Raw genomic sequence first — 20,004 nt, forward strand, 5'->3', positions numbered from 1 at the left:
ACCTACCAGGCAAGGAGAAGTGTGATGACGGCGCTCCTCGATATCCGCGGGCTCAAGGCCGAGATCGACGGCCGCCAGATTCTCAACGGGCTCGACCTCGCCGTGAACAAGGGCGAGATCCACGCCATCATGGGCCCCAATGGGGCGGGCAAGTCGACGCTGTCCTATGTGCTGTCGGGCAAGCCGGGCTACGAGATCACCGGCGGCGAGGTGTTCTTCAACGACGAGGATCTCCTTGCCATGGACCCGGACGAGCGGGCTGCAAAAGGGCTGTTCCTGGCCTTCCAATACCCGCTCGAAATTCCCGGTGTCGCAACACTGACGTTCCTGCGGACGGCGCTCAATGCCCAGCGCAAGAAGCGTGGCGAAGAGGAATTGTCTTCGCCCGATGTGCTGAAGCGGGTGCGCGAGCTCGCCAAGCAGCTCAGCATCGACCCTGATATGCTGAAGCGGCCGCTCAATGTCGGCTTCTCCGGCGGCGAGAAGAAGCGCAACGAGACGCTTCAGATGGCGCTGCTGGAGCCCAAACTGTGCGTGCTGGACGAGACCGATTCCGGCCTCGACATCGACGCGCTACGCATCGTCGCCGACGGTGTCAATCGCCTGCGTGCGGCCGATCGCGGCATGATCGTGATCACGCACTATCAGCGGCTGCTCGACTACATCGTGCCCGACGTCGTGCATGTGCTGGCTGCGGGCCGCATCGTCAAGACCGGCGGCAAGGATCTCGCGCTCGAACTGGAGGCGACGGGCTACGCGCAGTATCAGAGCGAGGCGGCGTGATCCCATGAATGCCGAGGTCCGTTCCGTCAAGACCGCTGCCGAGATTGGATTCGCCGATCTGTTTGCGGCCGTGCGCGAGAGTCTGCCCGGCGGGGACAAGATCGGGGCGGTCCGGCGCGATGCCTTCGACCGCTTCGCGGCGCAAGGCTTGCCGCATTCCCGCACCGAGGCCTGGAGGTATACCGACCTGCGGCGCCTGCTGCGTGATGCCAAGCCACTGGCTCCGCGCTCCGATGCGGCAGCCAGGAGTGTCGCTCGCGAGGCGGGTGCGGTTTTCGCGGGCCTCGGCCTCCGGCGGCTGCTGATCGTCGACGGCGCCTTCGCGCCCGAACTCTCCGATCTCGCCGGGCTCGAACCCGGCGTCGTCGTTCGCGCGACGGTCGAGGCGCTGGGAGCGGATGAAATGGTTCTGCCGCTCGAGATGGCCGGAAGCGATCCGGTCGCCGCGCTCAACACCGCACTCGCCGCCGACGGTGTCGTGATCACGGTCGCTCCGGGTGTCGTCGTGGAGCGGCCGATCCATCTCGTCTTCGTGACCACGGGCGGTGCGCCCGCCGCGACGTTCACGCGGTCGCGGCTGGAGCTCGGCAGCGGTGCGGTCCTCACGCTCGTCGAGACCCATGAGGGTCCGGACCAGTCAGACTACCAGGTCAATGTCGCCTTGCAGGTGGATGTCGGAGACAGGGCCCGTCTGGACCACGTCAAGATCACCGGCGAAGGTGAAGCTGCGCTGCATATTTCAACGCTCGAGGCCTCGACCGGGGCGGGCGCGAGCTATCGCGATTTCGGCTTCACCATCGGTGGTGCCGTGGTGCGCAATCAGCTCTTTGTGAAGCTGGCGGGCGAGGGTGCCATCGCCGATGTGCATCAGGGAAGCCTTCTGGCCGGCCGCCAACATGCAGACACCACGCTCGTCGTCGACCATGTCGCCGCTGGCTCGCAGAGCCGGGAGGTCTTCAAGGCGGTCGTGGACGATGAGGCTCGGGCCGTGTTCCAGGGCAGGATCACGGTGCAGCCCGGCGCGCAGCAGACCGATGCCAGGATGATGGCGAGGGCGCTCCTCCTGTCCGACGAGGCCGTCGCCAATTGCAAGCCGGAGCTCGAGATTTTCGCCGACGACGTTCAGTGCGGACACGGCACCACCACCGGCGCGCTGGACGATCAGTTGAAGTTCTATCTGATGGCGCGCGGCATTCCAGAAAAGGAAGCCGAGGCGCTGCTGATCCAGGCCTTCGTCGGCGAGGTGATCGACGTCGTCGCGCGCGACGATCTGCGTGAGGCATTGACGCAGGTGATGCTCAACTGGCTCAAGGAACGGGATTAGTTCCATGCATCCGGCGGTCGCCAACGGAAGTTACGACGTCAACCGCGTCCGCCAGGACTTTCCAATCCTGTCGACGCAGGTGCATGGCAAGAGGCTGGTCTATCTGGACAATGCCGCCTCGGCCCAGAAGCCGAATGCCGTGCTTGACCGGCTGACGCAGGCCTACACCAGCGAATACGCCAACGTGCACCGTGGCCTGCATTACCTCGCCAATGCCGCCACCGAAGCTTATGAAGGCGCGCGCGATAGGATTGCCCGTTTTCTCAATGCAGAGCGGCGCGAGGAGATCATCTTCACCCGCGGGGCCACGGAGGCGATCAACCTGGTGGCCCAGACGTTCGGTCGCGAAAGGATCGGCGAAGGCGACGAGATCGTACTCTCGATCATGGAGCACCACGCCAACATCGTGCCGTGGCACTTCCTCAGGGAACGGCAGGGTGCCGTGATCAGATGGGCGCCGGTCGACGACGAGGGCAATTTCCTGATCGACGAGTTCGAGAAGCTCTTGAACGCGAAGACCAAGCTGGTTGCAATCACCCAGATGTCGAACGTGCTGGGCAGTGTCGTTCCGGTCAAGGAGGTCGTGCGGCTGGCGCATGCCCGCGGGATTCCCGTCCTGGTCGACGGTTCGCAAGGCGCGGTCCACATGGATGTCGATGTGCGCGACATCGGCTGCGACTTCTACGTCATCACCGGGCACAAGCTGTACGGGCCGACCGGCATCGGCGCGCTCTACGGCAAGTACGAGCATCTGGCGGCCATGCCACCCTTCAACGGCGGCGGCGAGATGATCCGCGAAGTCTCGTGCGATGCCGTCACCTATGGCGAGCCGCCGCATCGCTTCGAGGCCGGCACGCCGCCGATCGTGCAGGCCATCGGCCTCGGCGCCGCCATCGACTATGTCGAATCGATCGGCAAGGAGCGGATCCGCAGGCACGAGAGGAGCCTGCTGGCCTATGCCGAGGAACGTCTGCGTGGGATCAATTCGCTGCGCATCATCGGAACCGCCGCCGACAAGGGCGCGATCGTGTCGTTCGAGATGAAGAGCGCCCACGCTCACGACCTTGCGACCGTGATCGATCGCTCCGGTGTGGCGGTTCGCGCCGGAACCCATTGCGCGATGCCGCTGCTCGACCGCTTCGGCGTGACCGCCACCTGCCGCGCTTCGTTCGCGCTCTACAACACGTTGGAGGAGGTCGATGCGCTGGCCGCGGCCCTGACCAGGGCCCAGGAGCTGCTCTCATGAGCGAACGGATCGCCACCAGGCCACGTCCCGTCAAGCCGCGGCCAGTTGCCCGCATCGTCTGCGACGCCCATCGTCGCCGAACGGTGCGGAACATGGAGCGGCGCTTCACCGGCGAGTACTCGGTCGGTGAACCGATCCGCGCCGCGGCGCTGATCCGGAACGACGGCATGTATCCGCACAAGGATGTCGGCGAGCCGCTCGTGCACCCCGGCGATGCCGGCATTGTGCGCGAGAGCTGGCGCTTTCTCGGCGAGGTCTACTACACGGTCGAATTCACGGCCCGGTCGGTGTTCGTCATCATGGCGGACCACGAGATGATGCGGATGGGAACCGCGTTCGACGTCGCCTGACGTTCTCCAGGCGTCATACGGCTTCCGCGAGTGCGGCCGTCGCATCTGCACGCGTCCGCGCTACCATCGACCGGAACCCGTTCGAGCGCTGTGGAGTCAGGTGCTCGCCGAGCCCGAGCCGCTCGAACAAGGCGAGGGGATTCTCGCCTGAGATCTCCGCGGCCGGTCGTCCCGACAGAAGCGCGATCAGGATCGCGACCAGGCCGCGGACGATGTGAGCGTCGCTGTCGCCGGCAAAGGTGAGGAACGGCCGCCCGTCGCGGTGCTCGATCGTGGTCGCAAGCCAGACCTGGCTGACGCAGCCCTGCACCTTGTTGGCGTCGGTCCGCTGCTCCTCCGGAAAGGGCGTCAGCATGCGGCCCAGTTCGATGACGTAGCGGTAGCGGTCGTCCCACTCTTCAAGGAGCGAGAAGTTCTCGATGATGTCGCCGATCGGCGTTGGCCGAGAGTTCGTTTCAAGCTGCATGATCGCCTCGATGCATTGGTGAGACGCATCAAGCAAGCCCCATACCGCAGCGCGGATCGACGATTCCCTGCAGGAAAATGCATCGACGAATGCCATCTGGCGACGACACGCATTGTTTTGTTTCGAACAGCCCTTCGCGCACGCACATGTCGACATGATGCGATGTCGGGTTTGCAACAAACGCGAGCGTCGAAGCTATCTGTCTCCAATCGCTTCACTTTTTGTCTTCGGCATGCGCTGGCACACTCGTTGCAAAAGTCCTTGTGCAAGGCGACCTCGCGGAAGAGATCGCGAGAGCGGCGCGCCGGTTGAGGCGTCCGATCGTTCACACAGGGATAACCGAGGGATATTCGCATGAGCCTAGCAACCACAGAGAGCGTCGCCGAGATCAAGGCCCGCAACAAGCAACTGATCGACGAAGTCTTGAAGGTCTATCCGGAGAAGACTGCAAAGCGCCGCGCCAAGCACCTCAATGTGCACGAAGCCGGCAAGTCCGATTGCGGCGTCAAGTCGAACCTGAAGTCCATCCCCGGCGTGATGACCATTCGCGGCTGCGCTTATGCCGGCTCCAAGGGCGTTGTGTGGGGTCCGATCAAGGACATGATCCACATCAGCCACGGCCCGGTCGGCTGCGGGCAGTATTCCTGGGCGGCGCGGCGCAACTATTACATCGGAACGACCGGCATCGACACTTTCGTCACCATGCAGTTCACCTCCGATTTCCAGGAGAAGGACATCGTGTTCGGTGGCGACAAGAAGCTCGCCAAGATCATCGACGAGATCCAGGAGCTGTTTCCGCTCAACCACGGCATCACCATCCAGTCGGAATGCCCGATCGGCCTGATCGGCGACGATATCGAGGCCGTCTCGAAGGTGAAGTCCAAGGAGTATGACGGCAAGACCATCGTGCCGGTGCGCTGCGAAGGCTTCCGCGGCGTCTCGCAATCGCTCGGCCACCACATCGCCAACGACGCGGTGCGGGACTGGATCTTCGACAAGATCTCCCCGGACGCGAAGCCGGCCTTCGAGCCGACGCCCTATGACGTTGCGATCATCGGCGACTACAACATCGGCGGCGACGCCTGGTCCTCGCGCATCCTGCTCGAGGAGATGGGCCTGCGCGTGATCGCGCAATGGTCCGGCGACGGCAGCCTCGCCGAGCTGGAGGCGACGCCCAAGGCGAAGCTCAACGTCCTGCACTGCTACCGCTCGATGAACTACATCTCCCGCCACATGGAGGAGAAGTTCGGCATCCCCTGGTGCGAGTACAACTTCTTCGGTCCCTCCAAGATCGCGGAGTCGCTGCGCAAGATCGCAAGCTTCTTCGACGACAAGATCAAGGAGGGCGCCGAGCGCGTCATCGCAAAGTACCAGCCGCTGATGGACGCGGTGATCGCCAAGTATCGCCCGCGCCTCGAAGGCAAGACGGTGATGCTGTTCGTCGGAGGCCTGCGTCCCCGCCACGTGATCGGTGCCTATGAGGACCTCGGCATGGAGGTGGTCGGCACCGGTTACGAGTTCGGTCACAATGACGACTACCAGCGCACGGCCCAGCACTACGTCAAGGACGGCACGCTGATCTACGACGACGTCACCGGCTACGAGTTCGAGCGCTTCGTCGAGAAGATCCAGCCGGATCTGGTCGGCTCGGGCATCAAGGAGAAGTACGTCTTCCAGAAGATGGGCGTGCCGTTCCGGCAGATGCACTCCTGGGACTATTCCGGTCCCTATCACGGCTATGACGGCTTCGCGATCTTCGCGCGCGACATGGACATGGCCATCAACTCTCCGATCTGGAAGAAGACCAAGGCACCCTGGAAGGATGCCCCGCGGCCGAGCCTGATGGCGGCGGAATGACAGAGGCTGAGGTCCGGCTCTTCTTCATTCGGGGAAGAGCCGGAGACAGGCGATCGAACACGAATCCAACAAGGGTGCCACGATGACACAGAATGCCGAACACGTGCTCGATCACTTCGAGCTGTTCCGGGGACCGGAATACCAGCAGATGCTGGCCAACAAGAAAGCCCTGTTCGAGAATCCGCACGATCCCGCGGAGGTCGAGCGAATCCGGGAGTGGGCCAAGACGCCAGAATACCGCGAGAAGAACTTCGCCCGTGAAGCGCTGACCGTGAACCCGGCCAAGGCCTGCCAGCCGCTGGGTGCCGTGTTCGTCGCCGTCGGGTTCGAAGGCACGCTGCCCTTCGTGCACGGCTCGCAGGGCTGCGTCGCCTATTACCGCAGCCATCTGTCGCGGCACTTCAAGGAACCGAGCTCCTGCGTTTCCTCGTCGATGACGGAGGATGCGGCTGTGTTCGGCGGCCTGAACAACATGATCGACGGGCTCGCCAACACGTACAACATGTACAAGCCGAAGATGATCGCCGTCTCAACCACCTGCATGGCGGAGGTGATCGGCGACGACCTCAATGCCTTCATCAAGACGGCGAAGGAAAAGGGCTCCGTTCCCAACGAGTACGACGTTCCCTTCGCTCATACGCCTGCCTTCGTCGGCAGCCATGTGACCGGCTACGACAACGCCCTCAAGGGCATCCTGGAGCACTTCTGGGACGGCAAGGCCGGCACCGCGCCGAAGCTGGAGCGCAAGGAGAATGGCAAGATCAACTTCATCGGCGGTTTCGACGGCTACACCGTCGGCAACATCCGCGAGATCAAGCGCATCTTCGAACTGATGGGGATCGAATACACGATACTCGCTGATAACAGCGACGTGTTCGACACGCCGACCGACGGCGAGTTCCGCATGTATGACGGCGGTACCACGCTGGAGGACGCCGCGAACGCCATCCACGCCAAGGCGACTATCTCCATGCAGCAATACTGCACCGAGAAGACGCTCCCCTTCATCGAGGGACATGGCCACGAAGTCGCGGCCTTCAACCATCCCGTCGGCGTCAGTGCCACCGACGACTTCCTGATGACGCTGTCGCGCATCACCGGCAAGCCGATTGCGAAGGCGCTGGAACAGGAGCGCGGCCGTCTCGTCGATGCCATGGCCGATTCGAGCGCTCATATCCACGGCAAGAAGTTCGCGATCTACGGCGATCCGGACCTCTGCTACGGGCTGGCGGCCTTCCTGCTCGAGCTCGGCGCCGAGCCCACCCACGTGCTCTCGACCAACGGCAACAAGGCTTGGGCGGAAAAGATGCAGGCGCTGTTCGCCAGCTCGCCGTTCGGCAAGAACTGCCATGCCTATCCGGGCAAGGATCTCTGGCATATGCGCTCGCTGCTGTTCACCGAGCCGGTCGATTTCCTGATCGGCAACACTTACGGCAAGTATCTGGAGCGCGACACCGGCACGCCGCTGATCCGCATCGGCTTCCCGGTGTTCGATCGTCACCATCACCATCGCTATCCGGTGTGGGGCTATCAGGGCGGCATGAACGTGCTGGTGAAGATCCTCGACAAGATCTTCGACGAGATCGACAAGAACACCAACGTTCCCGCCAAGACCGACTACAGCTTCGACATCATCCGCTGACGTCTATGAGATCTGCCGCCGCCCGACGGGACGGCGGCAGACCACCAGTCTAGCCAGAGCGATCGAGACTGCGGGGCGTGACGCTCGCGCAGCGGGTCAGGGAATAGGAGAGACGCATGAGCTCGCTGTCGGCCACCATCCAGGACGTCTTCAACGAGCCGGGCTGCGGCAAGAACGCCAACAAGACGGAGGCCGAGCGCAAGAAGGGCTGCACCAAGCAATTGCAGCCGGGAGGGGCCGCCGGCGGCTGCGCCTTCGATGGCGCCAAGATTGCGCTGCAGCCGTTCACTGACGTTGCCCATCTCGTCCACGGCCCCATCGCCTGCGAGGGCAATTCCTGGGACAATCGCGGCAGCGCCTCGTCTGGCTCCGATCTCTGGCGGCGCAGCTTTACCACCGACATCAACGAGACCGACATCGTGTTCGGCGGCGAGAAGCGGCTCTACAAGGCGATCAGGGAGATCATCGAGAAATACGACCCGCCGGCGATCTTCGTCTACCAGACCTGCGTGCCGGCCATGATCGGCGACGACATCAACGCGGTCTGCAAGGCTGCGGCCACGAAGTTCGGCAAGCCGGTCATCCCCGTCAATTCGCCCGGCTTCGTCGGCCCGAAGAACCTCGGCAACAAGCTGGCCGGCGAGGCGCTGCTCGAGCACGTGATCGGTACCGCTGAGCCCGACTATACCACGCCCTACGACATCAACATGATCGGCGAGTACAACCTGTCTGGCGAATTCTGGCAGGTCAAGCCGCTGCTGGACGAACTCGGCATTCGGATCCTCTCCTGCATCTCCGGTGACGGGAAATACCGCGAGCTGGCTTACTCGCATCGGGCCAGGGCCGCGATGATGGTGTGCTCCAAGGCGATGATCAACGTCGCCCGCAAGATGGAGGAACGCTACGGCATCCCCTACTTCGAGGGCTCCTTCTACGGCATCCAGGACTCCAGCGATTCGCTGCGCGAGATCGCCCGCCTGCTGATCGAGCGCGGCGCGCCGGCAGAGCTGATGGAGCGCACCGAAGCGGTGATCGCGCGGGAGGAAGCCAAGGCCTGGGCCGCGATCGAGCGCTTCAAGCCGCGCTTCAAGGACAAGAAGGTGCTGCTGATCACCGGCGGCGTGAAGTCCTGGTCCGTGGTCGCCGCGCTCCAGGAGGCGGGTCTCGAGATCGTCGGCACCTCCGTGAAGAAGTCCACCAAGGAGGACAAGGAGCGGATCAAGGAGCTGATGGGGCAGGACGCCCACATGATCGAGGACATGACGCCGCGCGAGATGTACAAGATGCTGAAGGACGCGCGCGCCGACATCATGCTCTCCGGCGGCAAGTCGCAGTTCGTTGCGCTGAAAGCGGCGATGCCCTGGCTCGACATCAATCAGGAGCGCTGCCACGCCTATATGGGCTACATCGGCATGGTCAAGCTGATGGAGGAGATCGAGAAGGCGCTCTACAACCCGATGTGGGCCCAGCTCCGCCGTCGCGCGCCGTGGGACGATGCGGGCGTGAACTGGCAGGCCAAGGCGATCGCGCAGATGGATGCGCAGGCCGCCGAGATCGCCGCCGATCCGGCGCTTGCGGAGGCGACCCGCCGCGCCAGGAAGATCTGCCACTGCAAGACCGTCGACCTCGGCAGTATCGAGGATGCCATCGCTGCGCACGGCCTTTCCACCGTCGACGCGGTCAAGGAGCACACCAACGCCTCGGGCGGTTGCGGCGCCTGCAAGGGACGGATCGAGGACATCCTCGCCGCTCGGCCGACGCCGATCCTCCAGGCGGCGGAGTAGGGCGCAGCCGATGGCCATCGTCACCACCTCGAAGAAAGCCTGCTCGGTCAATCCGCTCAAGATGAGCCAGCCGATCGGCGGCTCGTTCGCCTTCATGGGGCTGCGCGGAGCGATGCCCCTGCTGCACGGCTCGCAGGGCTGCACCTCGTTCGGACTGACCCTGTTCGTGCGGCATTTCAAGGAAGCCGTGCCGATGCAGACCACCGCGATGAGCGAGGTCGCGACCGTGCTCGGCGGCTATGAGAACGTCGAGCAGGCGATCCTCAACATCTACAATCGCACCAAGCCGGAGATCATCGGCATCAATTCGACCGGCGTCACCGAGACCAAGGGCGACGACGTCGAGGGCTTCATCCGCCTGATCCGGCAAAAGCACCCGCAGCTCGAAAAGTTCCCGCTGGTCTATGTCTCGACGCCCGATTTCAAGGACGCTTTCCAGGACGGCTGGGAGAAGACCGTCGCGCGCATGGTCGAAGTGCTCGTCGACCCCGCTGAGGCGGGTGCCGTGCGCGATCCGGCGCGCGTGAACGTCCTGCCGGGCTGTCACCTCACGCCGGGAGATCTCGACGAGCTGCGCACGATCATCGAGGATTTCGGACTCAAGCCGTCCTTCCTGCCGGACCTTGCCGGCTCGCTCGACGGGCACATCCCGGACGAGTTCACGCCGACCACGATCGGCGGCATCGGGGTCGACGAGATCGCGACCATGGGGCAGGCGGCCTGGACCATCGCGATCGGCGCGCAGATGCAGCGTGCGGCGGAAGCGATGCAGCAGAGGGCGGGCGTGCCGTTCCGCCTGTTCGAGCGGCTCTGCGGCCTCGCCCCGAACGACGAATTCATCGCATTCCTCAGCGAGATCAGCGGCCGGCCGGTGCCGGCGAAGTACCGCCGGCAGCGCGGCCAGCTCGCGGACGCAATGCTGGATACGCATTTTCACATCGGCGGTCGCAAGCTCGCGATCGGCGCCGAGCCCGATCTGCTGTTCGATCTCTCCAGCATGCTGCACGAGATGGGTGCGGAGGTCGCGGTCGCCGTGACCACGACGGCATCGCCCGTGCTGGAACGCGTCAAGACGCAGGAGGTCCTGATCGGCGATCTCGAAGACCTGGAAGAGCTTGCCAAGACGCGCGACTGCGATCTGCTCATTACCCATTCCCACGGCCGCCAGGCGGCCTCGCGCCTGAGGATCCCGTTCTACCGCGCGGGCTTTCCGATGTTCGACCGTCTCGGTGCAGGGCACCAGCTGTCGGTCGGCTATCGCGGCACACGCGATCTCATCTTCGATCTTGCCAATCTCGTCATCGCCGATCGCGAGGCGAACCACCAGCCGACGCCTGATACCTGGCGGACCACGGACAGCGGCCTCGAGGTCGTCCCGCCGCAACTGCACTGACGTAACAAGAGGGACCAGATCGATGAAAGTCGCCTTTGCCACCCAGGACCTGAAGCGCGTCGACGCGCATTTCGGCTGGGCCAAGAATATCGCCATCTACGACGTCAATCCGGACGGCCATCATTTTGTCGAGGCCATCCAGTTCGACGGCGACCTCAAGGAGGACGGTAACGAGGACAAGCTGGCGCCGAAGATCGAGGCGATCAAGGATTGTACGATCCTCTACGTCGCGGCGATCGGCGGCTCGGGCGCGGCGCGGGTCGTCGCCAACAACATCCACCCCATGAAGGTGACGCAGCCCGAGGCGATCGACGATCTCTGCGTCAAACTCGAGGGCGTGTTGAAGGGCTCGCCGCCGCCGTGGCTGCGCAAGGTGCTCGCCAAGGGACAGGAACGCAGCTTTGATTTCGAGGACTGAAGGGAACCGCCATGACTGAAGCGGCTGAACTGATCCAACCCGACAATGCGGCCGAGGCGCCGTTCGTCAAGGAGCTCGTCAAGATCTGGCGGGCCCAGGACACCCATGGCGCCTGGGAAGGGAAGAAGGATCTCGACCTGCTCGAGCCCTACATCCTCGATAAGGAGAAGCGCCGTGCGCTGCCGATCGTCGGCGATCCCGACCCGGACACGATCTGGCGCATGGAGCTGTTCTTCAACGCTGTCGCGCTGTCGATCGAGAAAGCGACCGGCGTGATGATCTCGCCGATGCTGAAGATGCACCATGAGGGCTTCGGCCGCATGGTCCTGATCGGCGGCCGGCTCATCGTCGTCAACAAGCAGCTGCGCGACGTGCATCGGTTCGGTTTCGACAATCTGTCCAAGCTTGCGGCCGAAGGTGACAAGCATGTCGCAGGCGCGGTCGAGATGATCCGCAAATTTCCCGATGTGGCAAACTACTGAGGCTTGAGCATGAGCGATCTCGAAACCCTGAAGGCCGAAATCAAGAAGCTCTCGGCCAAGGCGACGCAGGCCAAGATGGACCTCCACGATCTCTCGGAGGAGCTTCCGATCAACTGGACCTCGATCCTGAGCGTGGCCCAGAAGGCCCACGACGCTTTCGCCGAGCTCGAGCGCAAGCGCGAGGACCTCAAGGCGCTGGAAAAGGCCTGAGGCGGGATTCCGACCATGTCCTACGCAACCCGCGACGGCCGCGACTGGAAGCCGGACTATCTGGTGTCGATCGATGCCCAGAAGTGCATCGGCTGTGGGCGCTGCTACAAGGTCTGCGGCCGCGAGGTCATGACGCTGAAAGGCATCAACGAGGACGGCGAGATGATCGACCTCGATGACGACGACGACGAGGTCGAGAAGAAGGTGATGGTGATGAACGACGACGGCGCCTGCATCGGCTGCGGCGCCTGCGCGCGAGTCTGTCCGACCAACTGCCAGACCCACGCCCCCGCGGCGGCTTGAACGCCGTGCCGGACCCAGCGATGAGCAAGACGAGGTTCGCCAGGTACAATATCGGCCAGGTGATCCGTCATCGTCTCTACGCAATGCGGGGCGTCATCTTCGATGTCGACACATCGCTCGCCGGCACGGATGGCGAACCGGAGCCCGACGGGGCGACGACGGGTCTGGTCTACCGGCTGTTCGCCGAGGACGGTGAAATCCCCTACGTGGCCTGTATCGCGGAACGCGACCTCGAGCCCGATGATTCCGGCGAGCCGGTCAGCCATCCCGGGATCGGGGCCATGTTCGAGGTCGGCGAAGCCGGCGGCTATCGCCGGCGCCGGCACGCGTTGAACTGACGCGCGAGCGACGCCGCGATCCGCCTTACTCTATCCCCTGTTCGCGCGACTTCATCATCGCGGCGATGCGGAAACGCTCGTAGATGGCGACGGGATTGGCAAGCATGTCGGCTTCCGCCTGCCTGAACGCGGCGAGCACGATCTCGGCTTCCTCGCGCGTCAGGGGCACGCGGCCAGCCATGTGGGTCGCCTCCGGCGCGGCGGCACGGATCGCGCGGCGATAGGGGTGATCCTTCACCTCGATCAGCTCGTTCGCTTCGAGCTTGCCGCCGAGCGTGATCGCGAGTCCGACGACCTCGAGCTTGCGGCCGTCCTGCGTGATCTTGACCAGGATCGCCATCACGGCACCAGCGGCATGGCAAAGCCGGGGCGGGGATGGGCGTCATAATAGTCCGGGCGTTCCGGCCAGCCGCCTTCGGCGATGAACTTGAACGCGATGATCTTCACGGGCGCACCTTGCGAGCAGGAGACCTCGACGAACTTGATCTCGCGCGGGCCGGGGCCGGCGGAAAAGTCCGCCACGACGGTCCCGTCGGCCTTGCATGCTCGCGCAAAGCCCGGTGTGCCGACGCTGTTTGCCGGCACCGGATTGGCCGCGAGGTTCACGCCGGCGTCGCCGCTGAAAGCCGGGGTCGCGAACTTGAACGTGGCGAGGACGGCGCTGCGATCCACCGGCCGATCGGCGGTGATCGGGCGCGCGACCGAATAGACGGTCAGCGTGCCGCCATCGAGCAACGCCTTGATCTCGTCTTTCGAGCAGGCGGCGAATTCAGACGCGACGTTCATGTCATTCTCCATGCCAAGGGGGCCTGACTGAACAGCATCAATTTCCATGCCACCTCGCGTGGGCGTCCCGAGAGCGACGACGTCGCCAAAACCGGGAGAATCGGCTTGGAACTGGGCTCGCATGAGGAATCAGGGAGCGACAACGCTGTCGCGTGTCGGATTCCTGACCTGACGTCCCCCTAGCCTAGCGCGATTCTTGCACCAGTCGAACGATCCGACCGCGAACGAGGACAGCATGGACCAAAATACCGCCTATGCGATCTGCGCCTTCAACGACATCCCGAGCCAGCGGGCGATCGGCTTTCATCTCGTGATCGTTGGCGAAGACGGGACGCCGCGGCCCTGGCCGATCGTGATCGTGCGCTGGGGCAAGCAGGTGTTCGGCTATCTCAACCGCTGCCCGCACAATGGGGTGAACCTGGACTGGGAGCGCCACCAATTCCTGGACGGGAAAGGCACCAGGCTGATGTGCGGCAAGCACGGTGCGACCTTCGAACTCGGAACCGGCACTTGCGTGGACGGGCCCTGCAAGGGCGAGAGCCTGACGCCGATCGCGCTCGCCGTGCTCGATGGTGATATCTGCGTGACCGGTGTGACGCTGGTGGAGGACGACGAGACGGCCTGCGAGGAAGAGGTCTGACGACGATGGGTCAGACCGGGCGGTTCTCGTTGCGGTTCTTCACCGGCTCCATCTTCGCAACGCCGTCCTCGAAGGAGATCTCGGTATAGGAGCCGTCGAGCTTCCTCGCGGCATCGAGCAGATAGTCGAGCTTGCCCGCGGTATCGAGCTTCTTGATGTCGTTCTTGTCCACGCCGGCGAGGTCCATCATCTCCTTCCACACCGTCGATTCGTCGCACGGCAGGATGCGGAATTCGATGTCCCCGATCCTGGTACGGTACTTGGCCAGCAGGTCGATGTTGTTGCAGAACATGAAGTAGCTGCCTTTCGGGCTCAACGCGCCGTCCAGCACCTTGGCGACGTCGGCGAGATAGGCGTAGGAATGCAGGTAACCGGCGAGCACCGGAATGGTCTCTTCGCCCTCCTGCGCCACGGTCAGCACCTGCTCGATCGAATAATCCGGCGGACGCTTCTCGTCGGCGACCTGGGCCTGGAATTTCAGCGCGATGTCGCCGCGAAAGCCGAAGCGGCCGGGCTTGGTCGTGTCGCCCTTCAGCACCGCGTTCAGGAGCCGGCCTTCCTTGTCCAGGCGGCCAAGGGCGGTGTTGTCGATCGACGTCATGAATGTCTCCTTGTCTGATCTGCCGCGCGGCCGTCTGGCCGGCGCGAAGGTCTCGATTGCCCTTATGCAAGGAGTTTGCCGCCTGCCTGCGTATCCGCCGAAAGTTCGAATGCGGCGGGAATCCGGACGGCTCGGCGCGCGGCTGCACATCGCCCGGTATGGCGTTGCCGTTCCACGTGTCCAAGCGCCGCGAACGCCCCCTGTCGCAAACCCGACAAGCGTCGCAAAGGCAACAGCCGGGTGGCGGAACGAAAATGCAGCAATTTCAGACCTATGCGCTCTGGCACGAGACTTGCGATCCCTCATCGCAACAGACCCAGATAGCGAGGGCGAGCGATGATCAACCTGACGGACAGCGCGGTGAATGCGGTGAAGACCGCGATCTCCTCGGCGGCGCAGCCGGCGAGTGGCTTGCGCATCATGGTCGAAACCGGCGGCTGCGCCGGCTTCAAATACATGATGGGCCTCGCTGAAGAAGCCAAGCCCGACGACACCGTGATCGAGCGCGGCGGCGTGAAGGTGTTCGTGGACAACCAGAGCCACGAGCATCTCAACGGCACCACGATCGACTTCGTCGTGGCGCTGGAGGGCTCCGGCTTCACCTTCGACAATCCAAACGCCAAGTCGAGCTGCTCTTGCGGCAAGTCGTTCAGCTGAGCGGCGCTCGTCGCCGATCCGCAAGAAGGAGAATGTGAAATGCTCGTCGAATCCGAACACCACAAGCAGTTGCCGGCCGCCGAACCCAATGAACGCGAACGCATCGTCCGCGCCGTGCTCGACGAGATACGGCCCAATCTGAAGCGCGACGGCGGCGATTGCGAGCTGCTCGAGATCGATGGCAACAAGATCATGGTCAGGCTCACCGGAGCCTGCGTGTTCTGCAAGCTGGCGAGCGCGACACTCGAGGGTATTCAGGCCCGGCTGATCGAACGGCTCGGCGAGTTCGTTCGCCTGATTCCTGTCGCCGGAGCGGCCAAAGCGCGCCATTGAGGAGAGGGGTTCCGTGCGGCCGATCTACCTCGACAACAACGCGACGACCCGCACGGATTCCTCAGTCGTCGCGGCGATGATGCCGTTCTTCTCCGACCAGTTCGGCAACGCGTCTTCAATGCACGCCTTCGGTAGCGACGTTGCCGGGGCGGTGAAGGAGGCGCGGCGCAACGTGCAGGCGCTGATCGGCGCCGCCTTCGACCACGAGATCGTCTTCACCTCGGGTGGCACCGAGTCGGACAATGCGGCGATCCTGTCGGCGCTCGCCACGCAGGAAGGACGGGACGAGATCGTCACCACCGCCGTGGAACATCCCGCCGTGCTGTCGCTGGTCGAAGAGCTGGGCAGCCGCGGCATCAAGAGCCATCTCATCCCCGTGGATACACGTGGCCGCCTGGACATCGAGGCCTTTCGGCGCGCGCTGGGACCACGCACCGCGATCGCGTCCGTGATGTGGGCCAACAACGAGACCGGCACGGTCTTCCCGGTCGAGTTCCTCGCCAAGATGGCTCGTTCGGCCGGTGCGCTGTTTCATACCGATGCGGTGCAAGCGGTCGGACGACTTCCGATCGATCTCACGACCAGCGAGATCGACATGCTCTCGCTCTCCGGCCACAAGCTGCACGGTCCCAAGGGCATCGGCGCGCTCTATGTGCGCAAGGGAACGAAATTCAAACCGCTGCTTCTGGGTGGTCCTCAGGAACGCCGCCGCCGCGCCGGCACCGAAAACACTCCGGGGATCGTCGGTCTCGGCAAGGCAGCCGAGCTTGCAGCGGTGACATTCGAGCAGGAGTGGGCGCAGATCGCCGCGTTGCGCGACCGGATGGAGCAGGGCATCCTGCGGCTCGACCATTGCATGGTGCTGGGCGACATCAAGAGCCGGCTGCCGAATACCTCGAACATCGCCTTCGAGCATGTCGAGGGCGAAGCCATCATCCATCATCTGAACCGTGCCGGCATTGCCGCCTCGCTGGGATCGGCCTGCGCCTCCGGATCTATGGAGCCCTCGCATGTGCTGCGTGCGATGAACGTGCCGGCCGCGTCGTTGCGCGGCGCGATCCGCTTTTCCTTGTCGCGCGAAACCACCGGCGACGAGATCGACCGCGTCCTGCACGCATTGCCGGACATCCTATCGAAACTGAGAGCATTGTCTCCGTCCTGGCAAGGGCGCGCGAGCGACACCTCTCGTCCTGCGGAGATGAGCCTATGAAAGTCATGATTCGCCGTTCGCCGGAGACCGGCCTGTCGATCTACGTGCCGAAGAAGGATCTCGAGGAGCCGATCGTGGAAGCCGAGCACGAGACGCTGTGGGGCGGCTGGATCCGGATCGCGAACGGTTGGGTGCTCGATCTGCCGCAGATGGCTGCCGATACCAACCTGCCGATCACGATCAACGCCAAGAAGCGTGGCGGTGAGGGAGACGAGTGATGAACGCGCCGGTCCCCCAGATCGAGTTCGCCAATCCGGCCGATGCCGAGGCGATTTTCCGCGAGGTTGTCGGGCGGCTTCGCAGTGGCAGCGTCATTCCCTATCTTGGAACTGGCGTGACCGAGCTGTCCGCGCCAAGCGTGCCGATGAACCCGGAAGGTCTCGCGGCATTTCTCGGTAGCAAGGTTGCGCTGCCGCGGCGGGCCAGGGGCAACGCCTGGGCCGCGGCGCAGCACATCGAGAGCACGCGGCATCGCGCCACCGTGACGGCCCTGATGTCGGAGGCCTTTGCGACGCCGGTCGCGCCGACATCGTTGCATCGGTATCTCGCCACGCTGCCGCTCCCCCTGATCGTCGATAGCTGGTACGATGGCGCGATGCGCACGGCGCTGGCCGGTCGGGACGACTGGGGCGAGATCCAGGGCATCACCCGCGCCGGCATCGGCGAGGATCGCTGGTATCGGTTTTACGATGCCACCGGCCAGGAGGTCGACCGCGCCCGGGCCAGGGACTGGACCACGATCCTCTACAAGCCCCACGGCAGCGTCGCGCCGGCGAAGAACTTTCTGATCTCCGACGCCGACTATGTCGAGGTCTTGACCGAGATCGACATCCAAACCCCGATTCCGGACGAGGTGAAGGGGCGGCGCACGGGCCGGAGCTTCCTATTCCTCGGCTGTCGCTTCAACGATCAGCTCCTGCGTACCTATGCGCGACAGGTGTCGAAGCGCTCCGCGGACACGCACTATGCAGTGGTCGAGCCGGACGCGCTGTCGAAGAACGAGCTGCGCTTCCTGGTGAGCCAGGGTCTGACCCCGCTCGCCATCCCGCTTCCGCGCGCCATAGAGATCGTGCTGGCAGGCTGACCCTCCATCGAGTTGCTGATCTGGTGATCTCCGCGCGAGAAGTCTTCGCGCGGAGATCGCGCGTCCATCGACGCGTCTCGTCGACCATGTCGCGTCTGTCACCTTTCCAACATGCGTTGGCAACCCGACATTCTTTCGCACGAGCTCTAACTCCTTGAAGCAAGCCAAGAAAGTCGTCGGCGCGACGGTGGCATGCGGGTTGCTAATACCTTTCTAGAACCACTCTTAGGACGTTTCTCGAAATCCGGGTCCCGCAAAATCCGTTCGGCCTGCAAGGAGAACTGAGCACATGGACGTTTCAGCGCAACACGACGCGAGCAGCAATGGCAACGGTGCCGATGTCGGTGAGATCATGCAGGCCATCGCCGAGCACAAGGGCTGCGGCACCAGCGGCGGTAGCGGCAAGGCGAGCTGCGGATCGCAGGCCGGGCAGGGCGATCTGCCGACCGAGATCTGGGAGAAGGTAAAGAACCATCCATGCTACAGCGAAGAGGCGCATCATCACTACGCGCGAATGCATGTCGCGGTCGCGCCAGCCTGCAACATCCAGTGCAACTACTGCAATCGCAAGTACGATTGCGCCAATGAATCGCGCCCCGGCGTCGTCAGCGAGAAGCTGACGCCCGAGCAGGCCGCCAAGAAGGTGCTGGCCGTCGCCTCCACCATTCCGCAGATGACCGTGCTCGGCATTGCCGGCCCGGGCGATCCCCTCGCCAATCCGGAAAAGACTTTCAAGACCTTCGAGCTGATCTACAACACGGCGCCGGACATCAAGCTCTGCCTGTCGACCAACGGCCTGATGCTGCCCGATCATGTCGACACCATCGCGAAATACAATGTCGACCACGTCACCATCACCATCAACATGGTCGATCCCGAGATCGGCGCGAAGATCTATCCCTGGATCTTCTACAAGCACAAGCGCTACACCGGCTATGAAGCCGCCAAGATCTTGACAGACCGGCAGCTCCAGGGCCTCGAGATGCTCACCGAGCGCGGCATCCTCTGCAAGGTCAACTCGGTGATGATCCCCGGCATCAACGACCAGCACCTGGTCGAGGTCAACAAGGCCGTGAAGTCACGCGGCGCCTTCCTGCACAACATCATGCCGCTGATCTCCGCGCCGGAGCACGGCACCGTATTCGGCCTGAACGGCCAGCGCGGCCCGAGCGCGCAGGAGTTGAAGGCGCTGCAGGATTCCTGCGAGGGCGAGATGAACATGATGCGGCATTGCCGCCAGTGTCGGGCCGACGCCGTCGGTCTGCTCGGCGAGGACCGCAGCGCCGAGTTCACCACCGAGAAGATCATGGCGATGGAGGTCAAATACGACGCCGAGACCCGCAAGGCGTATCAGGAGAAGGTCGAGGAGGAGCGTGTCGCCAAGGTCGCGGCCAAGCAGGAGGAGCTTGCAGAGCTCGCCGGTGCATCCAGCGACATCAAGGTGCTGGCTGCGGTCGCGACCAAGGGCTCCGGCTTGATCAACGAGCATTTCGGCCACGCCAAGGAGTTCCAGGTCTACGAACTCTCGACGGCGGGCGCGAAATTCGTCGGCCATCGCCGCGTCGACCTCTACTGCCAGGGCGGCTATGGCGAGGAGGACAGCCTCGAGACCATCATCCGCGCCATCAACGATTGCCACGCGGTGTTCGTGGCCAAGATCGGCGGCTGCCCGAAAGGCGACCTGATCAAGGCCGGCATCGAGCCGGTCGATCAGTACGCCCACGAATATATCGAGAAGTCCGCGATCGCCTGGTTCAAGGCCTATCTCGACAAGGTCAACAGCGGCGAGATCGAGCACGTGGAGCGCGGCGATGCCGCCATCCGCCAGGGCGCGCTGATCTCGGCGGCTTGAGGAGGAATCGATGCCGTTCAAGATCATCGCCTCGCAGTGCACGAGCTGCTCGGCCTGCGAGCCGGAATGCCCGAATGTCGCGATCCGCGAAAAGGGCGGGACGTTCGTGATCGACCCGAAGAAGTGTACGGAGTGCCTGGGTCATTTCGACGAACCCCAATGTGTGGCGGTCTGCCCGGTCGACAACACCTGCGTCGTCGATACGTCGCTGCCGCGCTACCAGGCGCCTGCTTGAGGGAGGAGAA

The 20,004-nt window shown here is 63.8% G+C and carries 25 protein-coding genes; 21 read left to right on the forward strand and 4 right to left on the reverse strand.

Going from position 1 to position 20,004, the window contains the following annotated elements:
* The first annotated feature begins 24 nt into the window (after positions 1-24).
* The 4 genes from sufC to AC1RQP_RS29430 are packed head-to-tail and all read left to right on the forward strand — an operon-like array spanning position 25 to position 3,703.
* The gene (gene sufC, locus AC1RQP_RS29415) at positions 25-783 is read left to right on the forward strand and encodes a Fe-S cluster assembly ATPase SufC (RefSeq protein ID WP_492940155.1); all 759 of its coding nucleotides are present in this window, start codon (positions 25-27) and stop codon (positions 781-783) included.
* Positions 784-787: 4 nt separating this feature from the next.
* Positions 788-2,107, forward strand: a complete 1,320-nt coding sequence (sufD, locus tag AC1RQP_RS29420) for a Fe-S cluster assembly protein SufD (RefSeq protein ID WP_492940157.1) — start codon at positions 788-790, stop codon at positions 2,105-2,107.
* A 4-nt stretch (positions 2,108-2,111) separates the two neighbouring features.
* Positions 2,112-3,353, forward strand: a complete 1,242-nt coding sequence (locus tag AC1RQP_RS29425; protein WP_492940159.1) for a cysteine desulfurase — start codon at positions 2,112-2,114, stop codon at positions 3,351-3,353.
* Positions 3,350-3,703, forward strand: coding sequence for a nitrogen fixation protein NifZ (locus AC1RQP_RS29430; RefSeq protein ID WP_492940161.1), 354 nt, complete (start codon positions 3,350-3,352; stop codon positions 3,701-3,703). Before AC1RQP_RS29425 ends, AC1RQP_RS29430 begins: the two co-directional genes overlap by 4 nt.
* 13 nt (positions 3,704-3,716) lie before the next feature.
* On the opposite strand, the gene AC1RQP_RS29435 is transcribed toward AC1RQP_RS29430, so the two are convergent.
* Positions 3,717-4,169, reverse strand: coding sequence for a SufE family protein (locus AC1RQP_RS29435; protein ID WP_239625807.1), 453 nt, complete (start codon positions 4,167-4,169; stop codon positions 3,717-3,719).
* A gap of 354 nt (positions 4,170-4,523) precedes the next feature.
* Here AC1RQP_RS29435 and nifD point away from each other — a divergent pair, with 354 nt between their 5' ends.
* The 9 genes from nifD to hspQ all read left to right on the forward strand — a co-directional run bounded on the left by nifD (position 4,524) and on the right by hspQ (position 12,596).
* Positions 4,524-6,026, forward strand: coding sequence for a nitrogenase molybdenum-iron protein alpha chain (gene nifD, locus AC1RQP_RS29440; protein ID WP_492940163.1), 1,503 nt, complete (start codon positions 4,524-4,526; stop codon positions 6,024-6,026).
* 82 nt (positions 6,027-6,108) lie between these two features.
* Positions 6,109-7,668: a nitrogenase molybdenum-iron protein subunit beta gene (gene nifK, locus AC1RQP_RS29445; RefSeq protein ID WP_492940165.1), complete on the forward strand. Its 1,560-nt coding sequence runs from the start codon at positions 6,109-6,111 to the stop codon at positions 7,666-7,668.
* 116 nt (positions 7,669-7,784) lie between these two features.
* Positions 7,785-9,452 (forward strand): nitrogenase iron-molybdenum cofactor biosynthesis protein NifE, encoded by a 1,668-nt coding sequence (gene nifE, locus AC1RQP_RS29450; protein WP_492940167.1) that lies wholly within the window; start codon positions 7,785-7,787, stop codon positions 9,450-9,452.
* 10 nt (positions 9,453-9,462) lie between these two features.
* Positions 9,463-10,845, forward strand: a complete 1,383-nt coding sequence (nifN, locus tag AC1RQP_RS29455) for a nitrogenase iron-molybdenum cofactor biosynthesis protein NifN (protein WP_492940169.1) — start codon at positions 9,463-9,465, stop codon at positions 10,843-10,845.
* Between the two features lie 22 nt (positions 10,846-10,867).
* Complete coding sequence (gene nifX / locus AC1RQP_RS29460) at positions 10,868-11,263, forward strand: nitrogen fixation protein NifX (protein WP_239625797.1); 396 nt, start codon at positions 10,868-10,870, stop codon at positions 11,261-11,263.
* Positions 11,264-11,274: 11 nt separating this feature from the next.
* Complete coding sequence (locus tag AC1RQP_RS29465; RefSeq protein ID WP_492940171.1) at positions 11,275-11,745, forward strand: NifX-associated nitrogen fixation protein; 471 nt, start codon at positions 11,275-11,277, stop codon at positions 11,743-11,745.
* 9 nt (positions 11,746-11,754) lie between these two features.
* Positions 11,755-11,955 (forward strand): CCE_0567 family metalloprotein, encoded by a 201-nt coding sequence (locus AC1RQP_RS29470; RefSeq protein ID WP_454644997.1) that lies wholly within the window; start codon positions 11,755-11,757, stop codon positions 11,953-11,955.
* A gap of 15 nt (positions 11,956-11,970) precedes the next feature.
* Positions 11,971-12,258, forward strand: coding sequence for a ferredoxin III, nif-specific (fdxB, locus tag AC1RQP_RS29475; RefSeq protein WP_188096640.1), 288 nt, complete (start codon positions 11,971-11,973; stop codon positions 12,256-12,258).
* 20 nt (positions 12,259-12,278) lie between these two features.
* Complete coding sequence (hspQ, locus tag AC1RQP_RS29480) at positions 12,279-12,596, forward strand: heat shock protein HspQ (RefSeq protein ID WP_492940174.1); 318 nt, start codon at positions 12,279-12,281, stop codon at positions 12,594-12,596.
* Positions 12,597-12,621: 25 nt separating this feature from the next.
* Here the strand turns inward: hspQ and AC1RQP_RS29485 are convergent, their stop codons facing one another.
* A complete protein-coding gene (locus AC1RQP_RS29485) occupies positions 12,622-12,936 on the reverse strand; it encodes a hypothetical protein (protein ID WP_492940176.1) in 315 nt (104 codons plus the stop codon).
* On the reverse strand, positions 12,936-13,382 hold the full coding sequence (locus AC1RQP_RS29490) for a hypothetical protein (protein WP_492940178.1): 447 nt from the start codon (positions 13,380-13,382) through the stop codon (positions 12,936-12,938). Before AC1RQP_RS29490 ends, AC1RQP_RS29485 begins: the two co-directional genes overlap by 1 nt.
* 235 nt (positions 13,383-13,617) lie before the next feature.
* Between AC1RQP_RS29490 and AC1RQP_RS29495 the strand changes: the two genes are divergently transcribed.
* Positions 13,618-14,022 carry a Rieske (2Fe-2S) protein gene (locus AC1RQP_RS29495; protein ID WP_492940180.1) on the forward strand — a complete coding sequence of 135 codons (405 nt, stop codon included), beginning with the start codon at positions 13,618-13,620 and terminating at the stop codon, positions 14,020-14,022.
* A gap of 10 nt (positions 14,023-14,032) precedes the next feature.
* Here the strand turns inward: AC1RQP_RS29495 and AC1RQP_RS29500 are convergent, their stop codons facing one another.
* A complete protein-coding gene (locus tag AC1RQP_RS29500; RefSeq protein ID WP_492940182.1) occupies positions 14,033-14,623 on the reverse strand; it encodes a hypothetical protein in 591 nt (196 codons plus the stop codon).
* A 336-nt stretch (positions 14,624-14,959) separates the two neighbouring features.
* On the opposite strand from AC1RQP_RS29500, the gene AC1RQP_RS29505 reads away from it, so the two are divergent.
* The 7 genes from AC1RQP_RS29505 (at position 14,960) to AC1RQP_RS29535 (ending at position 19,994) form a co-directional block, all read left to right on the forward strand.
* Positions 14,960-15,280, forward strand: a complete 321-nt coding sequence (locus tag AC1RQP_RS29505; RefSeq protein ID WP_194392707.1) for an iron-sulfur cluster assembly accessory protein — start codon at positions 14,960-14,962, stop codon at positions 15,278-15,280.
* A gap of 39 nt (positions 15,281-15,319) precedes the next feature.
* Entirely contained in the window at positions 15,320-15,613 is a 294-nt protein-coding gene (locus AC1RQP_RS29510) for a NifU family protein (protein ID WP_239625779.1), read from the forward strand.
* A 13-nt stretch (positions 15,614-15,626) separates the two neighbouring features.
* The gene (nifS, locus tag AC1RQP_RS29515; protein WP_492940185.1) at positions 15,627-16,823 is read left to right on the forward strand and encodes a cysteine desulfurase NifS; all 1,197 of its coding nucleotides are present in this window, start codon (positions 15,627-15,629) and stop codon (positions 16,821-16,823) included.
* A complete protein-coding gene (gene nifT / locus AC1RQP_RS29520) occupies positions 16,820-17,041 on the forward strand; it encodes a putative nitrogen fixation protein NifT (RefSeq protein WP_061026926.1) in 222 nt (73 codons plus the stop codon). Before nifS ends, nifT begins: the two co-directional genes overlap by 4 nt.
* A complete protein-coding gene (locus AC1RQP_RS29525; protein ID WP_492940187.1) occupies positions 17,041-17,907 on the forward strand; it encodes an SIR2 family NAD-dependent protein deacylase in 867 nt (288 codons plus the stop codon). The genes nifT and AC1RQP_RS29525 overlap by 1 nt, the downstream gene beginning before the upstream one ends.
* Positions 17,908-18,196: 289 nt before the next feature.
* The gene (gene nifB / locus AC1RQP_RS29530; protein ID WP_239625774.1) at positions 18,197-19,759 is read left to right on the forward strand and encodes a nitrogenase cofactor biosynthesis protein NifB; all 1,563 of its coding nucleotides are present in this window, start codon (positions 18,197-18,199) and stop codon (positions 19,757-19,759) included.
* 10 nt (positions 19,760-19,769) lie between these two features.
* Positions 19,770-19,994: a 4Fe-4S binding protein gene (locus tag AC1RQP_RS29535; RefSeq protein ID WP_092184534.1), complete on the forward strand. Its 225-nt coding sequence runs from the start codon at positions 19,770-19,772 to the stop codon at positions 19,992-19,994.
* The last annotated feature ends 10 nt before the right edge of the window (positions 19,995-20,004 follow it).

It is taken from the genome of Bradyrhizobium sp. GW821-FHT13H06, from assembly GCF_058803975.1.